The 18691-nt window shown below is 70.6% G+C and carries 14 protein-coding genes; 8 read left to right on the forward strand and 6 right to left on the reverse strand.

The features are described 5' to 3' along the window. Positions 1-6: 6 nt before the first annotated feature. Complete coding sequence (locus tag ACZ7M3_RS21510) at positions 7-1200, forward strand: NAD(P)/FAD-dependent oxidoreductase (RefSeq protein WP_472065185.1); 1194 nt, start codon at positions 7-9, stop codon at positions 1198-1200. Between the two features lie 177 nt (positions 1201-1377). On the opposite strand, the gene ACZ7M3_RS21515 is transcribed toward ACZ7M3_RS21510, so the two are convergent. Continuing rightward, positions 1378-1941: a hypothetical protein gene (locus tag ACZ7M3_RS21515; RefSeq protein WP_472065245.1), complete on the reverse strand. Its 564-nt coding sequence runs from the start codon at positions 1939-1941 to the stop codon at positions 1378-1380. A gap of 689 nt (positions 1942-2630) precedes the next feature. Here ACZ7M3_RS21515 and ACZ7M3_RS21520 point away from each other — a divergent pair. The 5 genes from ACZ7M3_RS21520 to ACZ7M3_RS21540 are packed head-to-tail and all read left to right on the forward strand — an operon-like array spanning position 2631 to position 10601. Then, complete coding sequence (locus tag ACZ7M3_RS21520) at positions 2631-5519, forward strand: sensor histidine kinase (RefSeq protein ID WP_472065187.1); 2889 nt, start codon at positions 2631-2633, stop codon at positions 5517-5519. After that, the gene (locus ACZ7M3_RS21525) at positions 5516-5956 is read left to right on the forward strand and encodes a roadblock/LC7 domain-containing protein (RefSeq protein ID WP_054237190.1); all 441 of its coding nucleotides are present in this window, start codon (positions 5516-5518) and stop codon (positions 5954-5956) included. Before ACZ7M3_RS21520 ends, ACZ7M3_RS21525 begins: the two co-directional genes overlap by 4 nt. Positions 5957-5965: 9 nt before the next feature. Then, the gene (locus tag ACZ7M3_RS21530; RefSeq protein ID WP_054237191.1) at positions 5966-6361 is read left to right on the forward strand and encodes a DUF742 domain-containing protein; all 396 of its coding nucleotides are present in this window, start codon (positions 5966-5968) and stop codon (positions 6359-6361) included. Positions 6362-6385: 24 nt separating this feature from the next. Next, positions 6386-10015: a hydantoinase B/oxoprolinase family protein gene (locus ACZ7M3_RS21535; protein WP_472065190.1), complete on the forward strand. Its 3630-nt coding sequence runs from the start codon at positions 6386-6388 to the stop codon at positions 10013-10015. Next, positions 9996-10601, forward strand: coding sequence for a GTP-binding protein (locus tag ACZ7M3_RS21540; RefSeq protein WP_472065192.1), 606 nt, complete (start codon positions 9996-9998; stop codon positions 10599-10601). Before ACZ7M3_RS21535 ends, ACZ7M3_RS21540 begins: the two co-directional genes overlap by 20 nt. A 118-nt stretch (positions 10602-10719) precedes the next feature. Here ACZ7M3_RS21540 and glpK read toward each other — a convergent pair whose 3' ends face one another. The 5 genes from glpK to ACZ7M3_RS21565 all read right to left on the reverse strand — a co-directional run bounded on the left by glpK (position 10720) and on the right by ACZ7M3_RS21565 (position 16902). Further along, positions 10720-12240 carry a glycerol kinase GlpK gene (gene glpK / locus ACZ7M3_RS21545; protein ID WP_472065194.1) on the reverse strand — a complete coding sequence of 507 codons (1521 nt, stop codon included), beginning with the start codon at positions 12238-12240 and terminating at the stop codon, positions 10720-10722. Between the two features lie 55 nt (positions 12241-12295). Beyond that, a complete protein-coding gene (locus ACZ7M3_RS21550) occupies positions 12296-13036 on the reverse strand; it encodes an MIP/aquaporin family protein (RefSeq protein WP_472065196.1) in 741 nt (246 codons plus the stop codon). Positions 13037-13460: 424 nt separating this feature from the next. Continuing rightward, positions 13461-15086 (reverse strand): EAL domain-containing protein, encoded by a 1626-nt coding sequence (locus ACZ7M3_RS21555; RefSeq protein WP_472065198.1) that lies wholly within the window; start codon positions 15084-15086, stop codon positions 13461-13463. 171 nt (positions 15087-15257) lie between these two features. After that, the gene (locus tag ACZ7M3_RS21560; RefSeq protein WP_472065200.1) at positions 15258-16448 is read right to left on the reverse strand and encodes a lipid-transfer protein; all 1191 of its coding nucleotides are present in this window, start codon (positions 16446-16448) and stop codon (positions 15258-15260) included. Between the two features lie 28 nt (positions 16449-16476). Continuing rightward, positions 16477-16902 carry a Zn-ribbon domain-containing OB-fold protein gene (locus ACZ7M3_RS21565; RefSeq protein WP_060895767.1) on the reverse strand — a complete coding sequence of 142 codons (426 nt, stop codon included), beginning with the start codon at positions 16900-16902 and terminating at the stop codon, positions 16477-16479. Positions 16903-17197: 295 nt separating this feature from the next. Between ACZ7M3_RS21565 and ACZ7M3_RS21570 the strand changes: the two genes are divergently transcribed. Continuing rightward, positions 17198-18007 (forward strand): M15 family metallopeptidase, encoded by an 810-nt coding sequence (locus ACZ7M3_RS21570; RefSeq protein WP_472065202.1) that lies wholly within the window; start codon positions 17198-17200, stop codon positions 18005-18007. A gap of 136 nt (positions 18008-18143) precedes the next feature. After that, on the forward strand, positions 18144-18680 hold the full coding sequence (locus ACZ7M3_RS21575; protein WP_351316044.1) for an NUDIX domain-containing protein: 537 nt from the start codon (positions 18144-18146) through the stop codon (positions 18678-18680). The last annotated feature ends 11 nt before the right edge of the window (positions 18681-18691 follow it).

The raw sequence follows: 18691 nt of genomic DNA on the forward strand, positions 1-18691 counted from the left end.
CGCCTCATGAGGACCGTGACCGTCGTCGGTGCCTCCCTCTCCGGGCTGTACGCCGCCCGAGAGCTCCGGGCCCAGGGGTTCGACGGCCGCCTGGTGATCGTCGGGGACGAGCCCCACCACCCGTACGACCGCCCACCCCTTTCCAAGGACTTCCTCACCGGCCGCGCCGACGAGACCCAACTCGCCCTCGCCGACGCCGAGGAGACCGCCGAACTCGAGGCCGAGTGGCTGCTCGGCGTACGCGCCCGCGGACTCGACGCCCGGGGGCGCACGGTCCTCCTCCACGACGGCCGCACCGTCTCCACGGACGGCGTGGTCATCGCGACCGGCGCCTCGGCCCGCCGACTCCCGGGGGACGGCCTCGTCGGCGTGCACACCCTGCGCACCCTCGACGACGCCCGCGCCCTGCGCGCGGAGCTCTCCCGGGGCCCGCGCAACGTCGTCGTCATCGGCGGCGGCTTCATCGGCGCCGAGACCGCGTCCTCCTGCGCCGGACTCGGCCACGACGTCACCGTCGTGGAGGCCGCACCCCTGCCCCTCGTTCCCCAACTCGGCCCCGAGATGGCCGCCGTGTGCGCCGCCCTGCATCGCCGCGGTGGTGCGGGCCTCGTGACCGGCATCGGTGTCGCCGGCCTGCGGGGGAGCGGCACCGTCACGGGTGTGGAGCTCGCCGACGGCCGAGTCCTGCCCGCCGATGTCGTGATCGTGGGTATCGGCGCCACCCCCAACACCGGCTGGCTCGCCGGTTCGACGCTCGCTCTGCACGATGGCGTGCTGTGCGACGACGGTTGCGTGACCGCACTGCCGCAGGTGGTCGCCGTCGGCGACGTCGCCCGCGTCGGAGGCGCCCGCGCCGAGCACTGGACCTCCGCCACCGAACAACCCCGCGTCGCGGTACGCAACTTGCTCGCCGGGCGCACTGTCGAGAGCGCACGGTCCCTGCCCTACTTCTGGTCCGATCAGTACGGCGCGCGGATCCAGTTCGCGGGGCGCCGGCACGCGGCGGACACCGTCCGCGTCACCGAGGGCGCGCTCGACGACGGCGCACCGGCCGAAGGCGGCCTTCTCGCCCAATACGAGCGCGGCGGCCGCACCACAGCCGTGCTGTCCATCGACCGCCCCCGCCCCTTCATGAAGGCACGCCGTGAACTGGCGTGCAGCGAGGACCCGGTGGAGCCGGCGGGCGCCGTGGCGAGCTGATGGCCCGTGGGCGGACCCACGGACCGGGACCACCTGGACCACCACGTTCACGGGGTCCACGAGGCCCGCCCCTTGGCCGGTGCCGTGCCCGGCCGTGAGCCGGGCTCAGTCATGAGCCGGGCCCAGCTGCGAGTCGTACCGTACTCAGTCGCGAGCCGTACTCGTCGCGAGCCGTACTCAGGGGTGCGACAACTGCCCGGCGCCGCCCTGCCGCCGTATTCGCTCCTGAGCGCGCTCCGTCGCGCGTGCCTGCCGTCGGGCCCGGCGCCGCTCGCGCCTCAGGGTCCTTGCCGTGCTGCTCGGTTCGGACACCACGCCGTTGCGCTGGTTCCACACCTGGCGGGTGACCCAGACGTCGAGGGCGGCCCAGGTGGCCACCACCGTGCTGGCCACGCTGCTCAGGACCATCGGGAAGGCGAGCCAGGACTCCCCCAGCGTGGACAGAAAGGCGATCACGGCCTGGATCAGCGTCACCGCGATGATCAGCACCGCACGCACGGCCGACGTACGCACCGGATCGGGCAGCCGTCGCCGACGCGCGGGCTCCTCGATCCACAACGGCCGGTAGTACGCCTGCTCTTCGTATCCGTCCGCGTGCCCGGCGACGGCCCGCGCCTGCCCGCCGACATGCCGCTGACCGGCAGCAGCACCCTCCCCGACCGCCTGCTCATGACCACCGGTGGCCGTGCCCCGCCCGCCCACCGGCTCGGGCCCGCCCTCGGCCACGGCCCGGGCGCTCATGCGCTCGCTTCCGATCCCGGCGGCACTCGTCCGGTCGGTCTTCCGGCCGCGTCCCTCCAGGGCCATGCTCTGCCGGCTCACCCGATCGCGCCCGTCCGTGACAACGCCTTGTCCGCCCACTTCGTCGCGTCCGTCCGCCAAGTCCGCCGGTATGTCGCGACCCGGTGTTCGTGTGGCCGATCGCACCGCCACAGGCGCCGCAGTACCCACCCCTGGTGTCCCGCCCCGCTCCGCCGTGCCCATCAACTTGTCACTCCCCACCGCCCAGCAGACCCTCGCACGGGTGTCAGTACGACACCTGCTCCCCAGTGGCTGCCCGGCTTGCGCTGTTTTACGCCGCCTGGACGCGGCATGCGGCCCCTGTGGCCGATTCCGCCCCCATTTCCCGTAGAGAAGGACGAACAATGTGCCCCGAAGATTCCCAACAAGCGAAAAATTCCGGCCAACTGACCAAGTTCACTGGCCCGATGAGCTCCGGCTCGCCATGCCGGATTCGGGGCGGCAATCTCCCCCAATGAACGGACAACTGCCCATCTCCGGTTCCCTCAAGAGCCCGGGTTCCACCCTCTTCACGCCGGGCGACCGCCCGGACACGTCTTCGAGTTACCTGTGGGTCAGTAGTAGGCTCACGCCGTTTGTTGACGCACAGGTGTGCCCCCGGGCCGGAGGGGGTCGAGCTGGGGGAGGCCATGCGCTTTCGCGGGAAGTCCATCCGCCGGAAGATCGTGGCGCTGCTCCTCGTGCCACTCCTCTCCCTGACGGGGATCTGGGCCTTCGCGACGGTACTCACCGGCCGCGCGGCCAACCAGCTGTTCAACGTGTCGGACGTCGTCGAGAAGATCGGCTACCCCACCGAGGACACCATCAGCGTTCTCCAGCAGGAACGCCGCCAGACACTCGTCTATCTCGCCGATCCCCGCGCCTCCGACGCGCTGGCGGCGCTGAAGCGCAGTCGCACCGCGACCGACCGGGCCGTGGCGAAGGTCCGCAAGAACGCCAAGGACGAAGACGTACGGGACGAGATGAACGGGGGCACCTCACAGCGCCTCACCACCATCCTGGACGCCCTCGACGGCGTCGACTCGCTGCGCCGCAGTGTCGAGGAGGGCACCGTCAACCGGGCCCAGGCCCTCGACCTCTACAACCGTCTGGTCGACCCCTGTTACACACTGATGGCCAACCTCCACGTCGTGGACAACGTGGAGATGGACAAGCAGGGCCGCGCCCTCGTCAACGTCGCCAACGCCCGCGAACTGCTCTCCCGCGAGGACGCCCTCCTCGGTTCCGCGCTGGTCGCGGGCCGCGTCACCCGCGACGACATCCGCGACATCTCCGATCTCGTCGCGCAGCGCACCCTGCTGTACGACATCAGCCTGCCGCTGCTGCCCTCCTCGGAACGCGGCCGCTTCGAGCGCTACTGGTCGAACGCCGACACGGCTCCCCTGCGCGTGGCGGAGCAGGCTGTCGTCACCTCCCCGGCCGGATCCCCGCACGGTGTCACCGCGCAGAGCTGGGACCGGGCGGCCGGACACGTGCTCGACGAACTCGCCGACCTCGACGACAAGGCCGGCGACCACTACCAGGACCGTGTCAGCCCCGTAGCCACGGGCGTCATCGTCAAGGCGGTCATCGCGGGTGTCCTCGGACTCATCGCCCTGCTGGCCTCGCTCGTCATGTCCGTACGCATCGGCCGGGGCCTCATCCGCGACCTGCGCCGACTGCGCCTGGACGCCCACGAGGCGTCCGGCGTCCGACTCCCCAGCGTCATGCGCCGCCTCTCCGGGGGCGAACAGGTCGACATCGAGACCGAAGTGCCCCGCCTGGAGTACGACAAGAACGAGATCGGCGAGGTCGGCCAGGCCCTCAACACCCTTCAGCGCGCGGCCGTCGAAGCCGCGGTCAAACAGTCCGAGCTGCGGGACGGTGTCTCCGAGGTCTTCGTCAACCTCGCCCGCCGCAGCCAGGTCCTGCTGCACAAGCAGCTCACCCTCCTCGACACCATGGAACGCAGGACCGAGGACACCGACGAACTCGCCGACCTGTTCCGCCTCGACCACCTGACCACCCGCATGCGCCGGCATGCCGAGGGCCTGGTCATCCTGTCCGGCGCGGCCCCGTCCCGACAGTGGCGCAAGCCCGTCCAGCTCATGGACATCGTCCGCGCCGCCGTCGCCGAGGTCGAGGACTACGAGCGCATCGAGGTACGCCGACTGCCCCGCGTCGCCGTCACCGGGCCCGCGGTCGCCGACCTCACGCACCTGGTCGCCGAACTCCTGGAGAACGCCACGGTGTTCTCACCCCCGCACACGGCCGTGCAGGTCGTCGGCGAACGCGTCGCCAACGGTTTCACCCTGGAGATCCACGACCGCGGTCTGGGCATGGCGGCCGAAGCGCTCCTCGATGCCAACCTGCGGCTCGCGGAGACCCCCGAATTCGAACTGTCCGACACCGACCGGCTCGGTCTCTTCGTGGTCAGTCGGCTCGCGCAGCGGCAGAACGTCCGTGTCTCCCTCCAGCCCTCCCCGTACGGCGGGACCACCGCCGTGGTGTTCATCCCCGACGCGCTGCTCACGGACGACGTCCCGGACACCAACGGCATCGGCTTCCGTCTCGACCGAGCGTTGCCCTCGAAGGAGGGCAAGATCGAGGAGGACCGCAAGGCGGTGCTCTCCGACGTACCGGTGCGTCTCCCCGGCCTGCCTGCCGCGATCCTGGACGGGCCGGTCGAACTGGAGGCGCCGGTCGATCTGGACGCGCTCGGCGGTTTCCCGGGCGCCCTCGACGACGAGGACGCCGAGCAGGGCGGTCTGTTCCGGCCGCGCCGCTCCATAGCGGGTGTCCCGGTCGAGCAGCGCCGGCCCCAGCAGCAGCCCCGCGCAGGCGACGCGGGGACGGCCCGCTCCGGAGACGACGACCACGCGGGGGGCCCGGTCCCCCTGCCGCGCCGCAGAACTCCCAAGCTGGTCAGCTCGCACGGTCGTCCCGTGACCCGGGCGAGGCCCCGGCGCGGCGAGGCGGGCGAGGAGCCCGCCGACGCGCTGAAGCCGGTGGAGAGCCTCGAACCGGTCCTGGAGCCGGTGGAGAGGCAAGGCATCGCGGAGAGGGCGAGCGCACGGTCGTCGACCGCCCGGCGTACTGACCGCACCGAGACCTCCGGGCGCCGCAACGGCGAACGCCCCGAGACTCCGGGCCTTCGCTCCGAGGCGTCCGGCCTCCGAGAGGCCCCCGCTCTCCCCCGGCGCACTCGCTCCGCCGGCTCGCCGTCGGGCAGAGTCGGGACCACCCCGGGCTCCGCCGCCGCGACGCAAGGGGCAGAATCGGGTGCGAGCCCGCTGCCCCGCCGCGTCCGACAGGCCAATCTGGCCCCCCAGTTGAAGGACGGACCCGAACGGCGGGCCGAGCGCGACAAGGACCACACCCCGAAGGGGGCGGAACTCGCCGATCGCGACGCCGACGAGGTACGCAGCCGGATGGCCTCGCTCCAGCGGGGCTGGCAGCGGGGCCGCGAGAAGAACGCCGCGGGCGACGGGGCCCAGGGCGGCACAGCACCAGGAACGACGAAGGGGGACGGTCGATGACCGCACCGAAGGCCACAGGGCCCACCGCGACCAGCAAGACGTCGGGAGAGCTGAACTGGCTGCTCGACGACCTGGTGGACCGCGTGGCCAGCATCAGCAAGGCGATCGTGCTCTCCGGCGACGGCCTTGCCACCGGGGCCTCCAAGGATCTGACCCGGGAGGACAGCGAGCACCTGGCGGCGGTCGCCTCCGGTTTCCACAGCCTCGCCAAGGGCGTCGGCCGCCACTTCGAGGCGGGCGGTGTCCGGCAGACCGTGGTCGAGCTCGAGGAGGCCTTCCTCTTCGTCACGGCCGCCGGCGACGGCAGCTGTCTCGCCGTCCTTTCGGACGCCGACTCCGATGTCGGGCAGGTCGCCTACGAAATGACGCTCCTGGTGAAGCGGGTCGGTGCACATCTGGCCGCCGCTCCGCGCACCGATCTGCCCTCGGGCGGGTAGTGGGATGGCATGAGCGGAGACGGTCAGGGAAAACGCCACTGGTTCGACGACGACGCCGGACCGGTGGTCCGTCCTTATGCCATGACACGCGGGCGCACCACCAGCCCGGCCCAGCATCGCCTCGACCTGATAGCAGTGGTCGTCACGGAGCCCCACGCGGACGACCCCGAAGCCGACCATTCGCTGTCCCCGGAACACGTGGACATCGTCGAGCTCTGCCGCGACACCCCCCAGTCGGTCGCCGAGCTCGCCGCCGAGCTCGACCTGCCCATCGGAGTGGTCCGGGTCCTCATCGGGGACCTCGTGACCGAGGAAATGGTCCATGTGACACGTCCCGTACCCCCTGCCGAGCTGCCGGACGAGAGTATTCTGCGCGACGTGATCAGCGGCCTCCGGGCGCTCTGAGCTGGGCGGAAGCGGGGAGCAGACGTGACAGGCTGGCAGTTCTGGGTCGACCGAGGCGGCACCTTCACCGACATCGTCGCGCGACGCCCGGACGGCCGCCTGCTCACGCACAAACTGCTGTCCGAGAACCGGGCGAGGTACGCCGACGCGGCGGTGGCGGGCATCCGTGAACTCCTCGGCAGTGGCCAGGACGCCCAGGGCGCGCGGATCGACGCCGTCCGCATGGGAACCACCGTCGCCACCAACGCCCTCCTGGAACGCAAGGGGGAGCGCACCCTCCTCGTCGTCACCCGAGGCTTCCGCGACGCCCTGCGCATCGCCTACCAGAACCGCCCCCACATCTTCGCCCGCGCGATCGAACTGCCCGAGCTGCTCTACGAACGCGTGGTCGAGGTCGACGAGCGGATCGCCGCCGACGGCACCGTCCTGCGCGCCCCCGACCTGGACGCCCTTGCCGGGCCCCTCCAGGAGGCGTACGACTCCGGGATCCGGGCCGTCGCCGTCGTCTGCATGCACAGTCACCTCCACCCCGCCCATGAAGAGGCCGTCGGCGAGCTGGCGGCACGCACCGGCTTCCCGCAGATCTCGCTCTCCAGCGAGGTCAGCCCGCTGATGAAGCTCGTCCCGCGCGGTGACACGGCCGTCGTCGACGCCTACCTGTCGCCCGTGCTGCGCCGCTACGTCCAGCACGTCGCCGATGAGCTCCAGGGCGTGCGACTGATGTTCATGCAGTCCAACGGAGGCCTCGCCGAAGCGGGTCAGTTCCGCGGCAAGGACGCCATCCTGTCCGGTCCGGCGGGCGGCATCGTCGGCATGGCCCGGATGTCGCAGCTCGCCGGCTTCGACCGTGTCATCGGCTTCGACATGGGCGGCACCTCCACGGACGTCTCGCACTTCGCGGGCGAGTACGAGCGGGTCTTCACCACCCGGATCGCCGGGGTCCGGCTGCGGGCGCCCATGCTGGACATCCACACCGTCGCCGCGGGCGGCGGCTCGGTGCTCCACTTCGACGGCTCCCGCTACCGGGTGGGCCCCGACTCGGCCGGCGCCGACCCCGGCCCCGCCTGCTACCGCGGTGGCGGCCCGCTCACCGTCACGGACGCCAACGTCGCACTCGGCCGCATCCAAGCCACCCACTTCCCCAAGGTGTTCGGCCCCGATGGCGACCAGCCCCTCGACGACACCCTCGTCCGCGACCGGTTCGCCGCCCTCGCGCGCGAGATCCGTGAGAAGACCGGTGACGACCGCACCCCGGAGCAGGTGGCGGAGGGTTACCTGCAGATCGCCGTGGCCAACATCGCCAACGCGGTCAAGCGGATCTCGGTCCAGAAGGGTCACGACGTCACCCGGTACGCGCTCACCACCTTCGGCGGCGCGGGCGGCCAGCACGCGTGCATGGTCGCCGACTCGCTCGGCATCCGCACCGTCCTCGTCCCGCCCATGGCCGGCGTCCTGTCCGCCCTCGGCATCGGACTCGCCGACACGACGTCCATGCGCGAGCAGTCCGTGGAGGCACCCCTCGAGGCCTCCGCGATGCCCGGCATCCTCAAGACCGCCGACGACCTGGAGAGCGCCGCCCGCACCGAACTCCTCGCCGAGGACGTGCCCGAGGACCGCATCCGCGTCACCCGTCGCGCCCAACTCCGCTACGACGGAACGGACACGGCGCTCACCGTCGAGCTCACCCAGCCCGACACCATGACCCACGCCTTCGAGGAACGCCATCGCGCCACCTACTCCTTCACCCTCGATCGTCCGGTCGTCGTCGAAGCCCTCTCCGTAGAGGCCACCGGACTCACCGAACCCCCCGATCTCTCCGCCCTCGCGACCTCTTCGTCCGCCCGCGGCGCGGCGCAGACGGTCAGCCTCCACACGGGCGGCGCCTGGCGCGACGTATCCCTGCACCGTCGCGAGGAACTGCCCCCCGGTGAAACGGTCACCGGCCCCGCGATCATCACCGAGGCCAGCGCGACGACCGTCGTCGACGACGGCTGGCGGGCCGCGACGACCGACGACGGGCATCTGGTCATGGAACGCGTGGCGGTTACGCAGAGTTCCGATCTCGGCACGGAAGCGGACCCGGTTCTCCTCGAGGTCTTCAACAACCTCTTCATGTCCATCGCCGAGCAGATGGGCGCTCGCCTGGAGTCCACGGCCCAGTCGGTCAACATCAAGGAACGCCTGGACTTCTCCTGCGCGCTCTTCGACCCCGACGGCAGCCTTGTCGCCAACGCCCCTCACATCCCCGTCCACTTGGGCTCGATGGGCACGAGCGTGCAGGAGGTCATCCGGCGACGCGGCGACAGCATGCGCCCGGGTGACACGTACGCGGTGAACGACCCGTACCACGGCGGCACCCACCTCCCCGACGTCACCGTGATCACCCCGGTCTTCGACACGGAGGGTGAGCACATCCTGTTCTACGTCGCCTCGCGCGGACACCACGCCGAGATCGGCGGCATCTCGCCGGGCTCCATGCCCGCGAACAGCCGCACCATCGAGGAAGAGGGCATCCTCTTCGACAACTGGCTGCTCGCCGAGCACGGCCGCTTCCGCGAGGCCGAGACACTTCGCCTGCTCACCGAGGCGCCCTACCCCTCGCGCAATCCGAAGACCAACCTCGCCGACCTGCGTGCCCAGATCGCCGCCAACCAGAAGGGCGTCGACGAAGTCGCCCGCATGATCGAGAATTTCGGCCTCGATGTCGTCCAGGCCTACATGCGGCACGTGCAGGACAACGCGGAGGAAGCCGTACGTCGCGTCATCGACGCCCTGGAAGACGGTGAGTTCGCCTACGAGACGGACTCCGGGGCGGTCATCCGTGTCCGAGTCTCCGTAGACCGCGAAAATCGTTCCGCCACTGTCGACTTCACGGGTACGTCCCCGCAGCTCGGCACCAACTTCAACGCACCCTTCGCGGTGGTCAACGCCGCCGTCCTGTACGTCTTCCGCACTCTGGTCGCCGACGACATCCCGCTCAACGACGGCTGTCTGCGCCCGCTCGACATCGTCGTGCCGCGTGGCTCGATGCTCGCTCCCGAGGCCCCCGCCGCCGTGGTCGCGGGCAATGTGGAGACCTCTCAGGCGATCACCGGCGCGCTGTACGGAGCCCTGCGCGTGCAGGCCGAAGGGTCCGGAACGATGAACAACGTCACCTTCGGCAACGAGCGCTACCAGTACTACGAGACCGTGGCCTCCGGATCCGGCGCGGGCGACGGCTTCCCCGGCGCCTCCGTCGTACAGACCCACATGACCAACTCGCGGCTCACCGACCCCGAGATCCTGGAATGGCGACTGCCGGTCCAGCTCGACGAGTTCGCGCTCCGGCCGGGCAGCGGCGGAGCCGGGCGCTGGAGCGGCGGGGACGGTGCCGTGCGCCGTATCCGGTTCCATCAGCCCATGACAGCCTCCACGCTGTCCCAGCACCGCAGGGTCCCGCCCTACGGCATGGCCGGCGGCGAGCCCGGAGCGCTCGGCGCCAACCGGGTGGAGCGCGCGGACGGCACGGTCACGGAACTTGGCGCAAGTGATACGGCGGACGTCGGCCCCGGCGACGTACTTGTCATCGAAACCCCCGGCGGCGGGGGCTACGGCCCTCCGTCCCACGACCCCCATCAAGCAGGAGAAGAGATCGATGATCTTCGGGCGTTCTGAGCGCGGCAAGCCCCCGGTCGAGCCCGTCACGCTCAAGATCCTGGTGGCCGGTGGCTTCGGGGTGGGCAAGACGACCCTGGTCGGCGCGGTCAGCGAGATCAAACCGCTGCGCACCGAGGAGGTGCTCACCGAGGCGGGCCGCCCGGTCGACGACACCAGCGGCGTGGAGGGCAAGCACACCACCACCGTCGCCATGGACTTCGGCCGCATCACGCTCCGCGAAGACCTGGTGCTCTATCTCTTCGGGACGCCCGGCCAGGACCGCTTCTGGTTCCTGTGGGACGAGCTCGCCTCCGGCTCCCTGGGCGCCGTCGTACTCGCCGACACGCGCCGCCTGGAGGACTGCTTCGCCGCCGTCGACTACTTCGAGCGGCGCTCCATACCGTTCGTGATGGGCGTCAACTGCTTCGAAGGATCGGCCGAGTATCCGGTCGACGAGGTCCGCCAGGCACTCGACCTCGACGACGACGTTCCGGTCGTCCTGTGCGACGCGAGAGACCGTGAGTCGGCCAAGGAGGTCCTCATCGAGGTCGTCCAGCACGCGATGGCGTACGGAGCCGACCGACGCGAACCGGTCACCACCTGACCCGCACATCCGGGCCTAACCACGCATACGGCCCGTACCCCCGCCGACCGGGGTACGGGCCGTCGTCCCGCACACGCGTGTGGCTCAGGCGAGACGCACGCGCGCGTGGACCCCTGTCTCAGCTGACGTCGTCCTCGTGCCAGCCGAAGCTCTTCTCCACCGCCTTGCGCCAGTTGTGGTACTCACGGTCGCGCACGGAGGCCTCCATGGACGGTGTCCACTCGACGTCCTTCTGCCAGTGCGACTTCAGCTCGTCGAGGTCGTTCCACACACCGGTCGCGAGCCCGGCCGCGTAGGCCGCGCCCAGACAGGTCGTCTCGGACACCCGGGGACGGATCACCGGCACACCCAGGACATCCGCCTGGTGCTGCATCAGCAGATTGTTCTTGGTCATGCCGCCATCCACCTTCAGGGTGGTGATCTGCACGCCGGAGTCCTGGAACATGGCGTCGACGACCTCACGGGTCTGCCAGCTCGTCGCCTCCAGGACCGCGCGGGCGAGGTGCGCCTTCGTGACGTATCGCGTGAGGCCGGTGACGACACCGCGCGCGTCCGAGCGCCAGTAGGGGGCGAACAGGCCCGAGAACGCGGGCACGATGTACGCGCCGCCGTTGTCGTCGATACTCGCGGCGAGCGTCTCGATCTCGTCGGCGTTGCGGATGATGCCGAGCTGGTCGCGGAACCACTGCACCAGGGCGCCGGTGATCGCGATCGACCCTTCGAGGCAGTAGACGGGCGCCTCGTTGCCGATCTTGTAACCCATGGTCGTCAGCAGCCCGTTCTTCGAGGGGACGGGCCGGTTGCCGGTGTTGAGCAGCAGGAAGCTGCCGGTGCCGTACGTGTTCTTGGCGGTGCCCACGTCGTAGCAGGCCTGCCCGAAGACGGCCGCCTGCTGGTCGCCGAGCGCCGAGGCGACGGGGACGCCCGCCAGCTGGCCCACGGCGGTGCCGTACACCTCGGCCGACGACCTGATCTCGGGCAGCACCGCCTCGGGGACGTTCATCGCCGCCAGGATCGAGGGGTCCCATTGAAGGGTCTCCAGGTTCATCAGCATGGTGCGCCCGGCGTTGGTGACGTCGGTGACGTGCCGACCGCCGTCCGTGCCGCCGGTCAGGTTCCAGATCAGCCAGGAGTCGATGGTGCCGAAGGCGATCTCGCCGCGCTCGGCACGCGCGCGCAGCCCCGGCACGTTGTCGAGCAGCCAGGCCGCCTTGGGGCCGGAGAAGTAGCTGGCCAGCGGCAGACCGGTCTGTTCGCGGAAGCGGTCCTGGCCGTCCGTGCCGCCCAGCTGGTTGCAGAGCGCCGAGGTCCGGGTGTCCTGCCAGACGATCGCGTTGTGCACGGGTTTGCCGGTGGCCCGGTCCCACAGGACCGTCGTCTCGCGCTGGTTGGTGATGCCGAGCGCGCTCAGCTGGTCGGCGCGCAGCCCCGCCTTGGCGATCGCTCCCGCGACGACCGCCTGCACCTTGGACCAGATCTCGGTGGCGTCGTGTTCCACCCAGCCCGGCTTGGGGAAGATCTGGCGGTGCTCGCGCTGGTCGACGGCGACGATCGCGCCGCTCCGGTCGAAGATGATGCAGCGGCTGGAGGTGGTGCCCTGGTCGATTGCGGCGACGTACTTCTCGGCGTTCTCCGTCATGACGTCCCCTTACGTCTTCTTCGTCAGAAGGCTGCGTTGGAAGGCTGCGTTCTCGTCAGAAGGCTGCGTTGTAGATCGCGGCTCCGATGGCGGCACCGGCGATCGGGCCGACCACCGGGATCCAGGAGTAACTCCACTCCGAGGTGCCCTTGTTGGGAATCGGCAGCAATGCATGGGTGAGGCGCGGTCCCAGGTCACGGGCCGGGTTGATGGCGTACCCGGTGGGCCCGCCCAGCGAGAGTCCGATACCGACCACGAGGAATGCGATGAGCTGGACGGGCAGTCCCGCGTCGCCGATCCCGGCCACGTGTTTGTGGCCACCGACCATGGCCAGGATGGGCAGCATCAGGCCGACGGTGGCGATGATCTCGGTGATGAGGTTCTGCACCGGATGGTCGATTTCTGGCCGGGTCGAGAAGATGCCCAGCGTCTCGATGGCGTTGTCCTCGTCGGCGTTGAGATTGAACTGGCCGAGATAGAGCAGCCAGCAGAGCACGGCGCCGACGATGGCGCCCGCGAACTGGCCCAGAATGTAGAAGGGCACGTCCTCCCACTTCGTCGATCCCTCGATGGCGAAACCGATGGTCACGGCCGGGTTGATCTGACCGCCGGACAGCGGCGCCGCGGTGTAGGCCCCGGCGAGCACGCCGAAACCCCATCCGAACGCGATGACGACCCAGCCGGCGCCCTGCGCCTTGGACTTGTTGAGGGTGACCGCGGCGCAGACTCCCGCGCCGAACAGAATCAGAATCGCAGTGCCGATCAACTCGCCGACAAAAATGTCGCCGTTGCTCATGGCGGCTCCTAGGCCTCGCCCGGAGCGGTCCGCTCCGGGCCACCGTGCGGGGTGCGTTTCCCATGGCTACTTCAGCCGAAGGCAGGGAGGTCCCGCGCCCCGCCCGGCGTTCGTGACGAGCGTGCCGTCGCAGCGGAATCGCCCGTGGGGGACGGCCTTGGAAACAGGTCGGGAACCCGAGCGGTGCGGTGCCTGAAGACGCCCGAATGCGGCGATGCCGACTGACATCCGGAAGTGTTCACCGGCGTCCAGAGGGCGTCAAGGTCGCCGACGGCAACGGTTGAAGGTCGTGAAACAGCCAAGATCGGGGCACGGTAAGGGGCCTGCCCGGGACACGGTCTCGGGCCGACCGTCCCTTCGCCCGCACCCGTCACAGGGGTCTCGGGCGGCACGGCCGTTACGCAGAAACCTCCCGGTCCCTCGCTCAACCGGCCTGTGCCCGCTCCGCCCCCGAACCACGCAGGACCTCGTGCCCCGGCAGTCCCGCCCGCCCCAGCACCCAACTCGCCCCGCTCAGCGACTTGGCGGCCTGCTTGAGCGGTGCCAGGCAGGCCGCCGCCTGTCGGTGGTCGGTCACGCTGCCCGGTGCGCACAGGACCGTGGCCAACGACAAGGTGACGGGTCGTCCGCCCGCCGACCAGGGCGCGTCGAGTACCGTGCCGGCCAGTGGGCCGAGAGTCTCCGGCTCCGCGAGGACGAGGAAGTCGTCGCCGCCGATGTGCCCCACGCGGGTCGTCCCGGAAGCCGCGTGCTGCAGCGTCCGCCCGACCGCCCGGATCAGCTCGTCGCCCGCCGCGAAGCCCGCACCGTCGTTGACCTGCTTGAAGTGATCGACATCGAGCCAACTGAGCGCGAACGTCCGGCCGTCGGCGATCCGCCGGTCCACCTCGCCGGTGATCGCGTCCGAACCGGGCAGCCTGGTCAGCGGGTTGAGCCCGGCTGCCTCCTCGACCCGGCTCTCGGAGAGCGCTCGTACGAGATCGGCCAGGCGTACGACCCCCACGCACCGCCCGTAGTGATCGACGACCGCGACATCGTCCGACGTACGGTCCGGCTCGCCGTCCGCCACCACGTCGAGGACCTCCCACGCGGTCGCGTCGACGCCGACCGTACGCGGCGGATCGCCGAGCTTGGCGGCCGGCCGGTCGGCGTACAGCGCATGCCCGTACGGCCCCGACATCGACAGCAGGAACCGTGACCGGTGCACTGAGCGGACCGGGATCCCGGAAGGATCCACGAGCAGCACACCGGACACGTCGGGCGAGCCGGTGAGCAGCGCCCGCACCTGCCCCGCGGACGCCGTCGCGGGCAGCAGCGCGGCGGGCCGCACGAACTGCCGCACCGACGGTCCCGACCGGGGGGCCGCCGTGACGCCGGGGGAGAGGGCCGGAACGTATACGTCCGCGACGGGCAGCCGTGCGGGCGGCGCGAACAGCTCGCCCTGCGCCAACTGCGCCCCCGCCGACACCGCGGCCGCGCACTGCAGCTCCGTCTCGACGCCCTCCACGGACAGCAGCGCGCCCAACTGCTCGCACAGCGTCCGCATCGCCCGGACCGCCGCCGGTCGCGTCAACAAGGACGCATCGAGCTTCACCAGCTCGGGCGCGAGGTCCGTGAGCAGCCGCAGGGGTACGTCGCCGTCGCCCACTCCGTCCGCACAGATCCGGAAACCTTCGCTCCGCACCGTGGACACCGCCTCCAGCAGGGCCTGGTGCGGCACGTGCGTGTACGGCGGCCCGATGTCGATCGTCACCTCCCACGGCAGCCGACCGGCCTCGCGCACGGCGTCGCGCAGCGCCGCGAGCCGTCCGAGATCGGCCAGTGTCCCGGCGAAGACATTCACGTGCAGCGGCAGCATCGTCTCCCTGCGGGCCGCTGCGCGGATCGCCAACGCCGAAAGCCGCCCGTCGAGTTCGGGATCGCGGCGGGCCTGCGCCAGGATGTCGCCGGATTCGGGACGGGCGAGTATCTCCAGCCCCGCAACCCCTCCGGTCGTCAGGTTGACGACCGGCTGGAAGGCGAAGCGGACAGTATCCGTCCAGGAGGGCACGGGAGCATACTGGCCCGGCCCGCGCCCGCCCGGGCGCGATTCACGAGCTGTTCACGCAGCATTCCGAGGTCGTCACACCGAGTGCGCACGGCCGCGGGGCGAGCGTCCGTGGACAGCGGTCGTCGCGGCGTGCGCCGCCCCTGGACGCGCTGCATTCGGCCGGCCACCGACTCAGCGGACGGCGACGACCGACGAACCGTGTCCGAACAGCCCCTGGTTCGCCGTGATTCCCACGCGCGCGCTCCCGACCTGCCGATCGCCCGCGTCCCCGCGCAGCTGCCATGTCAGCTCGCACACCTGTGCTATGGCCTGCGCCGGAACGGCCTCACCGAAGGAGGCCAGTCCGCCGCTGACGTTCACCGGTATGCGCCCGCCCAGCGACGTGGCACCCTCCCGCAGCAGCTTCGCGGCCTCGCCCTCCCCGCACAGCCCCAGGTCCTCGTACCACTGCAATTCCAGGGCCGTGGACAGGTCGTACACCTCGGCGAGCGAGAGGTCCTCGGGGCCGATGCCCGCCTCCTCGTACGCCGCCCGCGCGATCGAGGCCCGGAAGGTGCCGGCCGCGGGTTCCACCGCGACGGCGGAGTCCGTGGCGATGTCCGGGAGGTCGAGCACGGTGTTGGGGTAGCGCGGTGTCACCGTCGACACCGCGCGGATCCGTACGGGGGCCGCCGCCCCGTGCCGCCGTGCGAAGTCCATACTCGACAGCACGAGGGCGGCGCCCCCGTCGGACGTCGCACAGATGTCGAGCAGCCGCAGCGGGTCGGCGACGACGGCGGAGCCCGCCACCTCTTCGGCCGTGACCCTCTTGCGGTACCGCGCGTTCGGATTCAGCGCCCCCAGGGCGGCGTTCTTCACCTTGACCTGCGCGAAGTCCTCCAGGGTGTCCCCGTGCACGGCCATCCGCCGCCGCGCGTACAGCCCGAAGTACGTCGGGTTCGTCGCTCCGAGGACCCGGAACCGCAGCCAGTCGGGATCGTCGGGCCTGTCCCCGCCCGCCGGACGGAAGAATCCCTTGGGCGCAGCGTCGGCGCCGACCACGAGGACCACGTCCGCGAGGCCCGCAAGGATCTGCGCCCGGGCCGCGTTGATGGCCTGCGCCCCCGACGCGCACGCGGCGTACACACTCGTGACCCGCGCTCCCTGCCAGCCCAGGGCCTTCGCGAACGTCGCTCCCGCCACGTGCCCCGGATAGCCGGCACGCACGGTGTCGGCGCCCACGACCGAGCCGATGTCCCGCCAGTCGACCCCGGCGTCGGCCAGCGCCGCACGCGCCGCCACGACCCCGTACTCGACGAATCCGCGCCCCCACTTGCCCCACGGGTGCATGCCCGCGCCGAGCACCGCCACCTCACCGCTCATGCCGTCACCCCCGTACGCCACATGCCCTTCATGCCGTCACCCCCGTCGGCCGCCAGTGCCACGTCGTCCAGGTCGTCTCCTCGTCCTCGTTCAGCACACCGGGGACGACCTCCACCTCCATGCCCACCGCCAGGTCGGAGACGGTGATCCCGGGAACCGTCTGACCGAGTACGACGAGCCGCTCGGATTCCAGCTCCACAGCGATCAACGCATAGGGTTCCCACGAGAGTTCCGGATCGGTCACATACGGTGACGGAGGTCGGTACCGGCTGTCGGTGTACGACCAGACGCGACCGCGCCGGGACAGTGGAACCTCGGTCAGCTCACCGCCGCGGCATCCCGGATTTCGGCAGAAGGCGTCCTCGCGGGGGAAGAAGACCGAGGCGCACGCGGAGCAGCGTGTGCCGAGGAGACGGAAGTCGTCCCCGTCCCCGGCGAACCATCCGGCGACCACGGGTGTACGTGTACGTGTGCGCGACAAGGCCCCTCCATGACGCTGAATCTGACGGAACGTCAGAAGTGTGTCACGGGCATCGGAAAATGGGCAGCGCGACGGAGAGAACCGTGGAGGCCTCCTGGGCGTCGGAGTATCGGGAGGTGCGGCCGGGGCCCACGGGGGTGGTTCCGGCCGCACCTCCCGGTCCGGCTCCGGGGCCCGTTGGGGGATCCGGTGATTCCCTCACTCGATGGTGCCCGACCGGGGGTGATCCCTTCCCCGACGGATCCCGCACCTGATAGATGCAGGGGGCATGACACGACTCTCCACCGCCGTACGCGGTCTGGTGACCACGCTCGCCGCCTTACTGGCTGTCACCGCCGCTTCCGCCACCGCGCGGGCGACGCCCGAGCCGAAGGCACCCGAGGACTTTGTGTCCCTGGGATCCGTGGACCCGACGATCATCCAGGAGATGCGCTACTTCACGCCGCACAACTTCGTCGGCGAGCGCATCGACGGCTACCGGCAGCCGATCTGCATCCTCACCCGACCCGCCGCCGAAGCCCTCCACAAAGCTCAGGTGACACTGCTGCACGAGGGCTACACCCTCAAGGTGTACGACTGCTACCGGCCGCAACGCGCCGTCGACCACTTCGTACGCTGGGCCGAGGACCTCGACGACCAGGCGATGAAGCCCGAGTTCTACCCGCAGGTCGACAAGACCCGCCTGTTCGAGGACGGTTACATCGCCGAGAAGTCCGGACACAGCCGCGGCTCGACGATGGACCTCACGATCGTGCGGCTGCCGGCGAAGCCGACCCGCCCGTACGTCCCCGGAGAACCCCTCGTGCCCTGCTACGCGCCCCGGGCCGAGCGTTTCCCGGACAACTCCGTGGACATGGGGACCGGCTTCGACTGCTTCGACACCCTCGCGCACACGCTGGACGCACGCATCCAGGGCGTGCAGCGAGCCAACCGGCAGCTCCTGAAGAGCACCCTCGAAGACCTCGGATTCGTCAACCTCGCCGAGGAGTGGTGGCACTACACGTACAAGCCCGAGCCCTACCCCGACACGTACTTCGACTTCCCCGTGTCCAAGGAGTCGCTGACTTCGTCCCCCTGAGCCGGGCCGGTCCGCCCCGGTCCGCTCCGTGACGGCGGGGCGGACCGCATCAGGAGACGCACTTCGACAGGCGCCCGGACCCGCACCTGATGGGCACCCGAAGACGAGCGAGAAGTGATCGGCTACAGTCCGCGGCGTGTCCGCAACCCCGCACCCACCCGCCGACTTCGCGCCGGACTCGCACTGTTCGAGCTGCGGAGCACCCTACGGAGAAGGCAACTCCGGCTGGCCCCGCACCTGCGCCGTCTGCGGCGGCGTGGCCTACCGCAATCCGCTGCCGGTCGCGGTGGCCCTGCAGCCCGTGTACGACGACAGGGGCACCGCCCTGGTCGTCATCACCCGGACCATCGCCCCCGCGCGCGGAGGCATCGCGCTGCCCGGAGGGTTCATCGACCACCGGGAGGACTGGCGGCACGCCGTCGTCCGGGAACTCGAGGAGGAGACGGGAATCGACGTGCCGAGCCGCGAGGTGCGGCTCGCCGACGCGATGAGCTCTCCCGCCGGTCACCTGCTGCTCTTCGGGCTCCTACCGGAGCGCCCGGCCGCCGAACTGCCGCCGTCCGTCGCCACGGACGAGACCGAGGGCTGGCACCTGCTGCGCCGGCCCACCGAGCTCGCCTTCCCGCTGCACACCTTGGCGGCACGCGCATGGTTCGAGGGACGGTACGTCTGAGGGGGTCCCGC

This window comes from Streptomyces sp. NPDC111656, assembly GCF_055656965.1.

Coding starts and splice junctions, on each gene's coding strand:
- ACZ7M3_RS21510 (WP_472065185.1), top strand. CDS start 7: ATGAGGACCGTGACCGTCGTCGGTGCCTCCCTCTCCGGGCTGTACGCC.
- ACZ7M3_RS21515 (WP_472065245.1), bottom strand. CDS start 1,941: ATGAGCGCCCGGGCCGTGGCCGAGGGCGGGCCCGAGCCGGTGGGCGGG.
- ACZ7M3_RS21520 (WP_472065187.1), top strand. CDS start 2,631: ATGCGCTTTCGCGGGAAGTCCATCCGCCGGAAGATCGTGGCGCTGCTC.
- ACZ7M3_RS21525 (WP_054237190.1), top strand. CDS start 5,516: ATGACCGCACCGAAGGCCACAGGGCCCACCGCGACCAGCAAGACGTCG.
- ACZ7M3_RS21530 (WP_054237191.1), top strand. CDS start 5,966: ATGAGCGGAGACGGTCAGGGAAAACGCCACTGGTTCGACGACGACGCC.
- ACZ7M3_RS21540 (WP_472065192.1), top strand. CDS start 9,996: ATGATCTTCGGGCGTTCTGAGCGCGGCAAGCCCCCGGTCGAGCCCGTC.
- glpK (WP_472065194.1), bottom strand. CDS start 12,240: ATGACGGAGAACGCCGAGAAGTACGTCGCCGCAATCGACCAGGGCACC.
- ACZ7M3_RS21550 (WP_472065196.1), bottom strand. CDS start 13,036: ATGAGCAACGGCGACATTTTTGTCGGCGAGTTGATCGGCACTGCGATT.
- ACZ7M3_RS21560 (WP_472065200.1), bottom strand. CDS start 16,448: ATGAGCGGTGAGGTGGCGGTGCTCGGCGCGGGCATGCACCCGTGGGGC.
- ACZ7M3_RS21570 (WP_472065202.1), top strand. CDS start 17,198: ATGACACGACTCTCCACCGCCGTACGCGGTCTGGTGACCACGCTCGCC.